The sequence below is a fragment of the Psychrobacter sp. APC 3426 genome (assembly GCF_030408035.1).
Lineage (GTDB): Bacteria > Pseudomonadota > Gammaproteobacteria > Pseudomonadales > Moraxellaceae > Psychrobacter.
This window is the reverse complement of sequence record NZ_JASDCF010000043.1, coordinates 1-13422: the sequence shown is the minus strand read 5'-3', so window position 1 is coordinate 13422 and position 13422 is coordinate 1. Positions and strand designations below refer to the sequence as shown.

Genomic DNA, 13422 nt, shown 5'->3' with positions numbered 1-13422 from the left:
GGTGCTGAGTATCGGCCAAGGTCTGCTTAAACCTATCACGTTCAGCTGTCGCCTGTTCAGCCGCTTTAGCTTTTGTCTCTGCAGTGGCCGTTACCTCGTCTAGTTGCACCAACAAATCAGCCTGCTCACCTTCTAAGGTCTTAACCGCCTCTTGCGCCTCGTCTGTCTCAGCTTGCGCCTTGGACTTAATGCTCTCTAAGGCCTCACGATCTTTAACCAAGCGATCATTGGCGATATCAACCGCCGTCTGCCACACATCCGCACCAAGCGTCTGTAAGCGCTCAGTAATACCACTGGGCAGCTCAACCTGTCTTAGCTGCTCTTCTTCTTTGTTATCCTGACGCCAAGACTTCATGGCTTCACTGATGGTCGTAAATGAACCACCCCCAAGCGCCTTACGCACTTCAGCTAAAGTAGGCTTGATGCCTTGTTCTTGCAGTTGATCCGCAGTGTTATGAACCTGTTGGATAGTAAGCGCCACAGTCATTGTCCTTAATTTTATATAAGTAGATATGTAATGTTTGTATGATATTGTATGTAGTATAATACAATATACAACATACTACAATACAGAATACAAAAAAACCTCAGGTGATTTGAGGTGTCTTTTAATGTATTGAGTTGATGGTTGGCCGCAGACACGGATAGAGCATTAGTATTTGCCAAATGGTGAGGTTGGTGCGATAGTTACTCACTGAACGTTCTGAACAGTTGCACTGTACAGGGGCTAAAAACGTACTTGAACACTAGGTGAGCAATGAACATATCGGTGACAAAAGCAGCGCAACAGTGGGGTGTATCGAGAACCACTATCTATCAGAAGATCAATGATGGCGAGCTTTCCAGAACAGCAGATAAGAAAATAGACGTTTCGGAAATGTTGCGAGTGTTCGGTGAGCCAATTTCTAAAAAACGTACTGAACGTTCAGTGAACACTAGAAACAGTACGTCCTTGAACAGTCAAAACGTACAGAACAGCACAGCACTTGAACACCAGTTAGCACTTGAAAAGATGAAGAATGAACACTTAGAGCAGCAAGTTCGTGATCAAAAACAGCTGATAGCGAATTACCAAGAGCAAATAAGTCAGCTCAACAAAACACTAGAAAAAGCCAATGCCAGTATTCATGACTTAACGCAGATCCGACTGCTAGAGTTTAAAGGTGCTGACTCTGAGCATAGCGATCAACAATCACCGTTAGAGCCAGAGCCGCTACCAAAAAAAGAGGCAGATGCTGCGCCCACACCTACCAAGAAAAAGAAATGGTGGAGGCCTTAATTGTTTAACAACACCGTCAAACGACTATGGCCTTGGTCCACTGTATGAGCGCTGCGGAGTCGGCACCTCTACTTTAGGTGCGTTATCTTGCGGCTCCTTAGAGGTCACATGGTTATTAACAAGCGCTAAAGGCTCAGGCGCTTTGATATCACCATATAACTTCTCGTGATACTCTTTCTTGATCTCCATACCTGTAGTCCACGTTTTTAAGTCTCGATGACCGCGAGACTCACTCGTTCTCTCATAATCTCCTTGACGACCCTCAATAAGGTGCGCTTGCTGCGACAAAGCCTTAAAATCCTTCTCATAAACAGTGCCTTTGAGCCTAACATTTCGTGTCATAGCAGGATGCGCCACGCTGATGCTGCTATTCGTTGCTCTCTTAATCGTTAGCCCCATACCTTCTAGGGCATAAAGCACACTACTGCGGCCATTAAGACTACCCTCTGCTAGCCTATGCCGCATTCTTCGATCAATGGCTTCTTTCAGAGCAAAAGTGCTCTCAGGATTAGCGATGATCTCATTATCTTCTTTTTCCTGCTCCTTCTCTTTAGATTTAGGCGGCCTATCATATGGAGTTGGCCGTGGCGCATTATTCACATAAGGGTTGATTAGCCGCTTACGCTCTGGGTCATTAGGATCTGTTAGGCCATATTCTTGATTGATGATGTTCTTAAACGCATTGACTCGTACCAGATCAGCGCCAGCATAAAATGGCTGCAGCCGCTTACCACTTCGCAGCTCTTGACACGGGATCACAAAGTTCAGCTCCAGCCGTCCACCCTTATCAGTATGTTCGACCCACAATATATCGTACTGATCAGGCTCGAGCCCTACAAACAGTGTCTCTTCAAAGCGCTGCATGATGTCTTTTTTCTGCTCATCCGTGAACTCTTTGGCATCTTCGGTAAAAGACAACACCCCTGCTTTATACTTTTGCTTGAATGGTGTGGTATTAATCAGCTGCTCAGTGAGCTTAGGATCGCCGTAGAGCACCTTTGCACCCTCTCTAGGCTTACCACCCTTAGCAACCAGCAAGTAATTAATTGGACCTGCTCCTGAGCCTTTTCCACGCCTAAAAAACTTAACGATCATGATTCACCTCGCAAATGCTCATCAAGCAGCGCATTAATCAAAGATCTAATAGCGGTGATCTGTTCAAGCACATTCTCATCTACCTGTTTATTGATATTGACGTGTTTGGTGACTTGATTAAGATTAGAGCCAATGCGGCCAAGTGCGCGAACCAACTCAGGGTCAGCGGGCTTCATTGGGGTTACCCCTAACCCTAAACCTCGCATCCATCCGGCCATCGTCGTTCCCTGCTGCCGTCTTTTCAGCTTGGCCAACTCATCCTCTGTGACTCGAATCGCAATCTCTTTAGTTCTTTTTTTACCGCTAATTGGTGGCATTAGACTGACTCCTGTTCTAGGTATAAGGGTGGTTGGGGGTCAAGGGGGCGATAGCCCCTTTGTCAGCACCTAAGAGAGGATATTGTAGCGAAGCGGAAATAGCCCCCTCTTAGGACTGCTGGCTTAAAATAATATCATAAATGTCTGTACCTAGCATAGTCGATACTGTGTATACCTATTTATACATGACTGTGTATACCTATATAACAACAATGTCTATACCTATGATATTATGACTGTCTGTACCCATACAAAGAAGGTCGCTAGTATGAATAAAAGATCTGAAAACATGAAAAAAGTGAACACCCTTCGCTCAGAGGTAACCACTGCTATGATCTATCTATTAGATGAATTAGAGGATGGTACAGGGGGTGATTATGATGGCTTTAATAGCTGGGGTATCAAAGAAGCCTATAAGCTAAAAGGACAACTAAATTCATATCGAGCACAGAAAATAGCTCAGTTTCTAGGCAAAACTATTAGCAAGCAAAAGCTGTTGAAGTATGCCAAACCCAAAGGATATGTTTATTCTCTCTCTAATCAAGACATTGCCCAATGGTTAGAAGACAATCAACAGGCTCTACTAAAATACTCTAAATTCAACATAGGAGTCATTACAGGTGGCCAAAAATTTAACTAACGTTTTTACTCACTGGCCACTCTTATCAATCATTAACCTCAACTCACGAAACTTTCATTTTTCAAAATTTCAAATTTTTTTTTGAACCTTTCCTCTCTCTCCCTCTTAATCAGTGTGCCCACTAGAGTATGCCCACAGCGTATGTCCACATAAGCAGCAAGGGCAACAGCGCCTGAGCTACTCCTAAAGGGCTCCGCGCTGTTGCCCTTGCTATGTGGACAACCCTGATGGACAACTCTGTGGACAACTGCTTGGAGGGAGAGAGGTTGAAGTTTTGGGCAACACTCACCCTAAAGCGCTTGCAAGTAAAAACTTGCGAACCCTTTAGAGTATTGCCCTGACAACTGCCTGTCGGTCGATCGGCATCGTCTCGGGAAGTCATCACTGTATCAAGCTGACTCTGTCATGATTACGGCTGATAGCACCGCCTAGACACGCTCATAACCGCTATATAGCCGTTTCTACGCTAGCAAGGGCTCAATACCCAATATACCGCTACGAATACGCTTATATAACCTCTCATTGCGTTGTTCAATATGTCTAGCAACCCCTGTCGAGAACTTTCAAATCACCCACGCAATGCAGTCGTCACTGAGGCCTGCCACCCATTGCTAGGGAACAGTTAAAGAGCGTTGATAGGGCGAAGGTAGCGAGCAAATAGGCGGTTTTACTGAGTAAAATTGGTAACTTACGGTAGTAATATGAGTAATTTGATTGCAAAGTAGCCTAGATTTGGCTTAAAATAGACCCTAATGGGCTTAATTGCTGGTCAAATAACGCAGTGTGAATGCTTATTTGGTCGTTACAGGCGTCGCCAAACGTCTGTAACCGTTAATGAACATTAAACGATAAACCCCCCTATTACGTCAAGTAGTAGGGGGGTTTATTTTTATATATTCTAAATTTTTTAGAGAAACAATAGTTCTTTAATGAGACTATGAAGCTTTCATTGTAGACGAGCAGAGGTGACGGATTCATTTACTGATTTAATATAACTAACTATTGATTCAAAAATGATCCGTATTTAAAGCCTTCTCGATATCCTCTTTAGACTCATTTCCAATCTCTCTGAAAATATCAATCATATCATTGAGTGAGAATTGACCACCAGATACAAGTTGCCATAGCTCGTCACCTACTAATAGATCTTGGCGGTCATAAAAATTGCCCCAACGCTTATAGTTATTATCCGTTCTTGACTCAGGGTTATAGGGAATGGCGATGTAGGTTTGAATTTTTTCAGGGGCAATGTCGCCGTGGCTCAACCGTAAAAAATACCACTTCAGGATTTTCTCCTTCATGGTTCGAAACTCTTTTTTGTTAGGCTTAACCGTGGTGATATCGATAAAGATTTCAGTGCCGTCAGGCTTTTTAATAAAGACATCCACGGTGCTGTCCGGAATTTCAGCCAGCTCGCCTAAATTGTCTTTGTTCAGCTCATAGATTTCATGCAAACGCTGGTACTCAGTGGTACGGTTTGGCGTGTATTTAAGATCTTCAAGCAAGTTATCTAAGTAAAACTTGGCATCGCCATGAATATGACCTGTGATTTTGTACTGATTTTTAACTTCATAGCCCACCAATTCGCCAAGCTCTTTTGAGACTTGCTCATAAAAGGACATACCAAACGCGGTTTGTAGTGAAGTGATAAGCTTGGAGGTGAACATCACCTTTTTGCCAAACATTTCAAGAAAGAATAAGTTGGTATCACCATTATCGATATCTTTACTTAGACGCTTCACCTTTTCATCCATTTTTAAAATTCGAAGGGCGCGTTCTTTAACCGCTTTTTTCATTTGCTCATAGGTATTGGGTGTAGACGAATCTAAAGACATACTATCTTCCTAAAAGTAGTGGACCTGAGGGCCTAAAAGCGCTAAAATAGCCCATTCAACCCATTAAAATATGTAAGACTATGAAGTTTTCTGATGATTATTTTTCAGCGGCAATTGTAGCTGATGCCCTATCTGTTTCTAAGCGGAATATTGACGCTTGGGTTAAAAATGGCAAGCTGGTTCCAGAGCTTGACCCCAATATACATGAAAAACCGTATTCAAGAGCGCAGCTTGAAGCCTTTGAGCAATTTTCTGCCATGTTCAATAGCCGCTGGGATGAAGACATGGCTATTGAGCCAAGCCGTGATTATGCCCTAGTAGAGCTATTTGCTGGAGCGGGCGGCTTGGCACTTGGACTTGAACAAGCAGGATTTAAGTCAATCTTGCTTAATGAAAAAGACAAATATGCTTGTAACACCCTTCGAACCAATCGCCCAGACTGGAATGTGGTTGAAGACGATATTACAAATGTAGACTTCACCCACTTAAAGGGCAAGGTCGATTTACTCACTGGTGGCTTTCCTTGTCAGCCGTTTTCTTATGCTGGTAAGAGTTTGGGCTTTGAAGACCTTCGAGGAACACTCGTTTTTGAGATGGCTCGGGCTATTAAAGAGATTCAACCCAAAGTGTTTTTAGCCGAAAACGTTAAAGGCCTAAAAGAAAACGATAAGGGTAGAACGCTTAGCACCATTATCAAGGTCTTAGAAGATCTTGGCTATAAAATTATTGAAAATGATGTTTATAAAGCCTTATTTTATAAAGTCCCTCAAAAGCGTGAACGGCTTATCATTATAGGGGTTCGAGCCGATCTTTATGACAAGCTCACTTTTAAAAAACCTTCAACCTATCATCGAGTATTAACCGTAAAGGATGCACTGAAAACAGGTGAGCTTTATGACAATGATGTTCCTGAGTCCTCTGGTCAAAAATACCCAAAACGCAAAGCAGAAATCATGTCATTCGTCCCTGAAGGCGGCTATTGGCGAGATTTGCCGATAGAGCTACAAAAAGAGTATATGATGAAAAGCTTCTATCTTGGTGGCGGCAAAACTGGAATGGCAAGACGACTGTCTTGGGATGAACCAAGCCTAACCTTAGTATGCACTCCCGCACAAAAGCAAACAGAGCGATGTCATCCTAGTGACAGCCGTCCTTTAACGACTCGTGAATATGCCAGAATTCAAACATTTCCTGACAATTGGAAGTTCGCTGGATCAGACAGTCAGGTCTATAAACAAATTGGAAATGCTGTTCCTGTAAATCTAGCCCTAGCAATAGGTAAAGCATTAGTTAGAATGTTAAACGAGGCCTGAGCCAAGGCTTTATATACCTTCAAAGCTCATATAAGTATGGCTTGTCCCAAATTAGTATTACAATCAACACACCAAAACAAGATCAAGGGCTATAGATATGACTACCTCAGGATTAAATACACAGGATTTTATTAAGGAATTTGGACAGCATGAACTTGTAAGTGATTTTAGCGCAGAAGCTATTAAAGCTATTCTAAGCCAATATAAGCGTGTGCAAAGTGAAAGTGCTGACCCAACATCTATTGATTGGAAGCCGCTTTTTAATGACGCCTTAGAGTGGGATGCGCTAGGTGTCGTTTATGAGCTTAGTGGTGAAGTAAAAGAGCATGCTAGTGAAGTTATCACTATGATCCGTAATGCTGAGATTAGCATCAGTACCGATGCAAAAGAGAATTTTGACAACTTGGAGCATGATTTAAACGATGAGGAGTTGCTACAATTTATGTGGCCTGAGTTGATGAAGTCCCCCGATTATTCCAGTAAAGTTGCAGCCTTACTAGCTCGCAAAAACAACTTCATAAAACTTAATAATGGTAATTATCTCATTTTAGGCGCTTATTAATTTCTGGTTGCCATTAAAGATCCTCACGTGGCAAAGTCGTCACCCTTTTTTCTCACACTAATAGCAAATCAATTAAGTGTTCTCACTGGTTCGGTTCCCTAGTGAGGACTGAAAGCTTTCGCTATAGGGTAGTAGTAGCAACAGTTCGAGTTATCTAAATAATTGCAGTGTACTTCCTAGCGTACATTCGATGGGCTTTTCAAATATGAATGTGAACTAAAGATTCTATGCGTTCACATATATGTTGTCCTTAGAATGAGCAAATAAACCGTACCAATGTCTATCTTGGCAGAATTCAATATGCGAAGTTTAAAAAAAACTATAATCATTTTAGCTATATCTTTTGGGCTATCCATAACAGCTACAGCAGAAGAAATAGGAGACAATTACACTCAGCAAGAGCTTGCAAAACTATACTTAGAGAACTCAAAAGCGCCTGATGATAGCAAGAAATCTTATGAATGGTTTGCTACTAGAGGATATGCCCCAGCCCAATTTATACTTGGTCTGAAAGCTTATGATCGTGTAAATAAGATCAAATGGTATCAAGTAGCTGCTGATAACGGGCATCCCTCTGCTCAAAATAATCTTGCCGATATTTATTATCTAGGTAAATACGGAGAACCTCGGAATTATGCTAAAGCTTTTAAATTGTATAAAACATTAGCCGATAATAACGATGTCCAGGCTCAATATCGACTTGGAGGTATGTACTATCATGGGGCAGGTATTCCTCAAAGCTATAATCAGGCTTTTAATTATTATCAAAAGGCGGCTGATAACGGGTCTACAAATGCTGAATATATTTTAGGACTTATGTATTACTCAGGCTTAGGCATTCCTCAAGATTATGGCAAAGCCTTTAATATTTTTCAGAAATTCGCTGATCAAGGAGATATTAACTCGGCTTACAACATTGGACTGATGTATAGTCGAGGTTTAGGTGTCCCTCAAAATAAAGACAAAGCTAAAGAGTGGTTTGAAAAAGTTATAAATCGAGATGATTATAGGTATATTGGTACACTTTCTGCTAAGTACCAGTTAGGACAAATGTATTATGATGGTGTAGATGTTCCTCAGAACTATGATGAAGCTGTTAAATGGTTTGAAAAAGCAGCAGCTACTTCATACTACTATTATAACTATGGAGAGCTTAAACACGGAAGTAAGCCTGCTCAATATCAATTAGCTCAAATGTACTACAATGGAATTGGTGTGCCTCAAGACTACAGCTTAGCCTTCAAGTGGTATGAAAAAGCCGCTAGGAACCAATATTTCAATACGGTTGATGAGACATGGAGCAAAGGTAGTGAGCTTGCTCAATACTATCTGGGAATGATGTATCATAAAGGTTTAGGCGTTGATAAGAACGATTCTATGGCAAAAGAGTGGTTAAATTTGTCTTGTAAAAACGATTACCAAGCAAGCTGTGATTATCTTAAGAAGCTATTTAAACAGGAAAGTTAGTTTCTAGGCGTATACCCCAAGGGAACCAGCTATTTCACCACTCAAACGTATTAACAGACCACTTAAAACAGACTGGTATAATGGAACCACTTATAACAGACTATTTTAGGTGTTTATGTTTATTAGAGCGTATCTACGAGCGTCTACCAAAGAACAGGACGCTAAACGTGCCAAAAGCGAACTCATAGCATTTGCCAACGATCATGGCCACAAAATTGCTGCCTTCTATGTCGAAAACGAATCAGGGGCTATCTTGGTGCGACCCAAGCTTATGCAGCTGATTGAAGATGCTCATAAGGGCGATGTGATCTTAGTTGAGCAGATTGATCGCTTAGCGCGTTTGAACCAAGCTGATTGGGATACGCTCAAAAGAATGCTATCAGAGAAAAAGCTCTCTATCGTATCAAAAGAGCTGCCGACCTCATATATGGCGCTTCAACCTGAACGCAGTACTGAGTTTATGAGCAGTGTATTGCAAGCCATTAACGCGATGATGCTAGATATGCTCGCAGCCATTGCTCGAAAAGACTATGAGGATCGCCGTAACCGCCAGATGCAGGGTATTGCTCGTGCTAAGGCAGAAGGTAAGTATTCAGGACGTAGGAAGGATATCGAAAAGCGCAAGATTATCGCCAGTCTGCTCAAATCAGGTCATAGCTATTCTGAGATACAAGGTATGACCAAGTGCTCACGGCATCTGATTGCTGATGTGGCCAAGGAAAGACCGAAGATGCTCAGTACTCATTAAGTGGTTCTACTACGGCAGTCTACTATAAGTAGTCTGTTAATTGATTAATAAGCCTTTTTAGTTGGTTCCGCTGGGATATGAGCTATTCTTAATGGCAATAAACTAAAAAATCACGTTCAAAAAATACCAACATAAACGTTCATCGTACCTTGTAGTCGTCTTTTGACTTAAAACCTAACTGCTTTTTGGTAATAGTAGGAAAGAAGAGTACAATTGTCGCGGTTACTTTTATGATGAATTAAGTCTATGAATGCAGCCACGCGTTATCGATTGCTAAATAATTTTACTATTTTCATTAGTGTTGTTGGGGTCATTATAGCCTTATTAGATAGTGGTTTTACACTACCGGCATGGCTACAACAAGTCTTTCATATTATTTATCTTGTCATTATTTTTCTAAGTTTTGTAATAACTGCTGGTCGTTATCTCTACACCAAAAAGCCACTAACTTTTAATAAAGTAGTTGTTTTTGATGCGATTACCAGTATCGCGATTATCATACTATTGGCAGCACATTTCACTGATTTAGTGCGTTTAGGGTTGTCAGCGGCTGTTGATGGTTTTGTCGCGTTAAAAATTGCAGTGTTCGTTACCTTTGTTCGTGAGCTCTCTGATCACGATTTTAATCTTAATCGCACTTTTCTAAACCCTGCCCAGTTTTTTATCTTAAGCTTTTTATCAGTGGTTTTGGTTGGTGCGTTATTACTGATGATGCCCAATGCAACAACGCAGCCGTTGTCCTTTGTCGATGCGCTTTTTACGGCGACTAGTGCCGTTTGTGTGACTGGGCTTATCGTGGTAGACACAGCGACTTACTTCACGACGTTTGGGCAAGTCATTATCATGGGACTGATTCAAATCGGTGGCTTGGGTATTTTGACGTTTGTGACTTACTTTAGTTATTTCTTTAAGGGCGGCGTCAGTTATGAGACCCAAGCAAGTATCAGCGAGATGTCTTATATGCGTGGTATGGGTAATGTGGTATCGACTCTTAAGTCTATTTTATACGTGACATTCGCCGTTGAGGCGGTAGCGGCGGCACTCATTTATATTAGTATTTATGACATACCAAATATGGACTGGACTGAGCGACTGTTTTTTTCTGTTTTTCACGCCGTATCTGCGTTCTGTAATGCGGGGTTCTCTACTTTTAGTGCAGGGCTGTACGATGACTCCCTGCGCTTTAACTACCCACTACAGTTGATTATTGCCACTACCTTCATTTTTGGCGGTATGGGCTTCGTTATTGTAGTTAATGTGCTGCGTTATTTGCGTTACCGTGCTGAGCGGCTGATATATCGCCGCAATGACCAACGCTGCGCCTACCAACCTTGGTTGCTCAATATCAATAGTCGTATTACTTTAATTACAACAGGCGCATTATTACTTATCGGTCTCATCTGTGTGGTAATTTTTGAATATCACAATGTGCTCGCTGACCATACCAGCTTCCTTGGTAAGCTAATAACAGGATTTTTTACTGCTGCTACTCCTCGAACTGCAGGATTCAATGTGGTTGATATGGGTGAACTGGCATTTCCGACTATTATGTTGACGATATTTTTGATGTGGATTGGTGCTTCGCCTAACTCAACGGGTGGTGGTATCAAAACCAGCACTTTCGCTATTGCCCTGTTAAATACCTTGAGCCTGGCACGTGGTCAGACCAAGATAGAGGTATTCAAAAGACAAATTGCTGAGATTTCTGTTCGGCGCGCGTTTTCCATTATGTGGTTGTCATTGTTGGTCATTGGGATAGGCGTAACACTTATCAGTTATGACCAACCTGACCTTGATTTGATCAAAGTAGTGTTTGAGTGTTTTTCAGCTTATAGTACGGTAGGGTTGAGCTTAAATTTAACCTCGGATCTATCGGATTTTAGTAAAGTGGTGGTTTCAGTCATTATGTTTGTTGGACGCGTCAGTATGCTGACTATCTTTATTGCGTTGCTCAAGAATAGTCGCCAAGGTAACTATCGTTATCCGACAGAAGAGATTACCATTAACTAATTTGTTGCAAATAAGCTATCTGAAGCTGGCTATTGAGATGTTAAAAAACGATTAAAAGGTAGAAGGGCATGAAGTATATTATCGTAGGGTTAGGAAATTTTGGCTCCTCTCTAGCCATGGCATTAACCCGTCAGGGTCATGAGGTGATTGCCATTGACAGTAGTATGCAAAAAGTCGAAGCATATAAAGAAGTAATCTCCCATACAATATGTATGAATGCCACTGATGAACATACCGTTAAAGGCTTATCTATCAGCAATGCTGATATCGTCGTCGTCGCCATTGGGGAAGATCAAGGTGAAAATGTCATGGCAACGGCACTATTCAAAACTTTAAAAGCAAAACGTTTAATCAGCCGTAGTATTAATCCGCTACACGAAAAAGTACTACAAGCTATCGGTGTCGATGACCTCATTCACCCTGAAAAAGAGGCCGCCAAACGCTGGGCAAAAAGACTGTCCCTACGTTACTTTGTGGACTCGTTTGAATTAAGCGATAACTTTAGTATGGTAGAGATTAAGATTCCAAGTACCTTAGTTGGTCAAACGGTAGATGACTTACAGTTGGAGCAAAAATTTAATATTCGATTGCTTAGCACCCTGCGCTATGAGTCTTATGAAGACAGCTTTGGGCGTACACAGAAAAAACCTAGTATTCAAGGATTAGCGACGCCCGAGCAAGTACTACAACCTAAAGACGTCCTAATAATTTATGGCGCTAACAAACACATTAACCAATTCTTACGAAGTGTGGGGATAAAAGTTAAATAGTATGTATTATTAATATAGTGATACTTGTTGTCAAAAATTGACTCTCAAGATATTAAAAACTTGTTTAGGTTGTAGTATCAAATAATGTGGTAAAGAGGAATGTTATGGCTAAACTTCAAGTCTCTATCCTATTAGCAACCATGATAGCCCTGTTATCAGGTTGTAACTCTTCCACAACAGATCCCAATGTGGCGTTTTCAGAAAATAAGCAGGATCCGATTAAAGAATTGGAAGTAACGTCAGAAGTGAATCACAGTCGGCTTAGCTATAAAGAAACTTTTTATGTGCCGATTTATTCTGATATTTACATCGATAAAGAAAACCGTAAAGTCTTATTATCAGCGACTTTAAGCGTCCGTAATACCACCTTAAAAAAATCACTGTATGTTAATAAAATTGATTATTACGATACCGGCGGAACTTTAATTAAATCTTATTTAAACACGCCACTTGAGCTGCCAGCCATGGGCACGCTCAATTATATCGTTGAAAAAGAAGAGTCTAAAGGTGGTTCAGGTGCTAATTTCATTATTGAAGTTGAAGGAATAGATGAAACAGTTAAACCTGTCATTGAAGCAGTCATGCTTGGTAATTTTAGCAATAAAGCATTTGCATTTAGTACAGAAGGGGTGTCTGTTATTCATTGAACACCATCTCTATCTATTTCAAAATCTTAGTTGCTCTAGGTCTTAATTTTTTCGAGACCTTCCTAAATTTTGTGTAAGTATTTAATCTAAACGTCAGTTACACAGAATCTGGGATGGTCTCAGGCTATCTACAACTCAACGTCTACTTTTAATCCAAGTCTTTATCCAACGCTGCTTGCATCTTCTCAATCTTTATTATTAGTTCGCCAGTCTTTTCTTGCTCAGCGCTATAACTGGTCGATACCGTTTCATACTGCTTAAGCAGCAGCTGGTGATCTGTGTTTAGTGTCGCTTGCTGTTGCATCAGCCGATCATTTAGTCCTGATAGCTTATCGCGCTCGATAACAACCGCTTTTAACTCCCCTTTAACCTCTGCAGTAGCGGTTGCGATCTCGTTGCGCTCAGTGGTGACTGCTTTTAACTCTGTCTTAGCCGCTTCAAGTTCTGCACTTAAACGGGCAACCTCTGCTTTGTCACTCTCCGCTGTGGCCTCAAGCGTGGCCACTCTCGATATGTTAGTGCTCAGCTCTTTTGCTTGCTGATCAAAGCTGTTGCGCAAATCCGAAAGCTGCCCCTGAGCGGCATCTGTTTTAGCTCGTTCAAGCTCCAACTGGTGCTGAGTATCGGCCAAGGTCTGCTTAAACCTATCACGTTCAGCTGTCGCCTGTTCAGCCGCTTTAGCTTTTGTCTCTGCAGTGGCCGTTACCTCGTCTAGTTGCACCAACAAATCAGCCTGCTC

General features: G+C 41.5%; 14 protein-coding genes. 9 read left to right on the top strand and 5 right to left on the bottom strand.

The features are described from left to right. The coding region (locus QL919_RS13730; protein ID WP_290190038.1) for a DNA-binding protein at positions 1–481 on the bottom strand (481 nt) is incomplete at its 3' end. A 276-nt stretch (positions 482–757) separates the two neighbouring features. Between QL919_RS13730 and QL919_RS13725 the strand changes: the two genes are divergently transcribed. Continuing rightward, positions 758–1279 (top strand): plasmid replication DNA-binding protein, encoded by a 522-nt coding sequence (locus QL919_RS13725; RefSeq protein ID WP_290190037.1) that lies wholly within the window; start codon positions 758–760, stop codon positions 1277–1279. Between the two features lie 24 nt (positions 1280–1303). Here the strand turns inward: QL919_RS13725 and QL919_RS13720 are convergent, their stop codons facing one another. Beyond that, on the bottom strand, positions 1304–2374 hold the full coding sequence (locus QL919_RS13720) for a relaxase/mobilization nuclease domain-containing protein (RefSeq protein WP_290190036.1): 1071 nt from the start codon (positions 2372–2374) through the stop codon (positions 1304–1306). Further along, positions 2371–2691 (bottom strand): plasmid mobilization relaxosome protein MobC, encoded by a 321-nt coding sequence (gene mobC, locus QL919_RS13715; RefSeq protein ID WP_100750148.1) that lies wholly within the window; start codon positions 2689–2691, stop codon positions 2371–2373. Before mobC ends, QL919_RS13720 begins: the two co-directional genes overlap by 4 nt. A 268-nt stretch (positions 2692–2959) precedes the next feature. Between mobC and QL919_RS13710 the strand changes: the two genes are divergently transcribed. Then, a complete protein-coding gene (locus QL919_RS13710) occupies positions 2960–3331 on the top strand; it encodes a hypothetical protein (RefSeq protein ID WP_290190035.1) in 372 nt (123 codons plus the stop codon). A 1007-nt stretch (positions 3332–4338) separates the two neighbouring features. On the opposite strand, the gene QL919_RS13705 is transcribed toward QL919_RS13710, so the two are convergent. After that, entirely contained in the window at positions 4339–5166 is an 828-nt protein-coding gene (locus QL919_RS13705; protein WP_290190034.1) for a TdeIII family type II restriction endonuclease, read from the bottom strand. Positions 5167–5246: 80 nt separating this feature from the next. Here QL919_RS13705 and QL919_RS13700 point away from each other — a divergent pair, with 80 nt between their 5' ends. From QL919_RS13700 to QL919_RS13670, 7 genes are all read left to right on the top strand, one after another. Further along, on the top strand, positions 5247–6479 hold the full coding sequence (locus tag QL919_RS13700) for a DNA cytosine methyltransferase (protein WP_290190033.1): 1233 nt from the start codon (positions 5247–5249) through the stop codon (positions 6477–6479). Positions 6480–6576: 97 nt separating this feature from the next. Beyond that, positions 6577–7041, top strand: coding sequence for a hypothetical protein (locus QL919_RS13695; RefSeq protein ID WP_290190032.1), 465 nt, complete (start codon positions 6577–6579; stop codon positions 7039–7041). 300 nt (positions 7042–7341) lie between these two features. Further along, entirely contained in the window at positions 7342–8508 is a 1167-nt protein-coding gene (locus QL919_RS13690) for an SEL1-like repeat protein (protein ID WP_290190031.1), read from the top strand. Between the two features lie 115 nt (positions 8509–8623). Beyond that, complete coding sequence (locus tag QL919_RS13685; RefSeq protein ID WP_058025516.1) at positions 8624–9256, top strand: recombinase family protein; 633 nt, start codon at positions 8624–8626, stop codon at positions 9254–9256. 246 nt (positions 9257–9502) lie between these two features. Further along, entirely contained in the window at positions 9503–11266 is a 1764-nt protein-coding gene (locus tag QL919_RS13680; RefSeq protein ID WP_290190030.1) for a potassium transporter TrkG, read from the top strand. 68 nt (positions 11267–11334) lie between these two features. Continuing rightward, on the top strand, positions 11335–12036 hold the full coding sequence (locus QL919_RS13675) for a TrkA family potassium uptake protein (protein ID WP_290190029.1): 702 nt from the start codon (positions 11335–11337) through the stop codon (positions 12034–12036). A gap of 104 nt (positions 12037–12140) precedes the next feature. After that, entirely contained in the window at positions 12141–12683 is a 543-nt protein-coding gene (locus tag QL919_RS13670; protein ID WP_201602968.1) for a DUF3124 domain-containing protein, read from the top strand. Between the two features lie 148 nt (positions 12684–12831). Here QL919_RS13670 and QL919_RS13665 read toward each other — a convergent pair. Next, a partial coding sequence (locus QL919_RS13665; protein WP_290190028.1) for a hypothetical protein occupies positions 12832–13422 on the bottom strand: 591 nt, incomplete at its 5' end.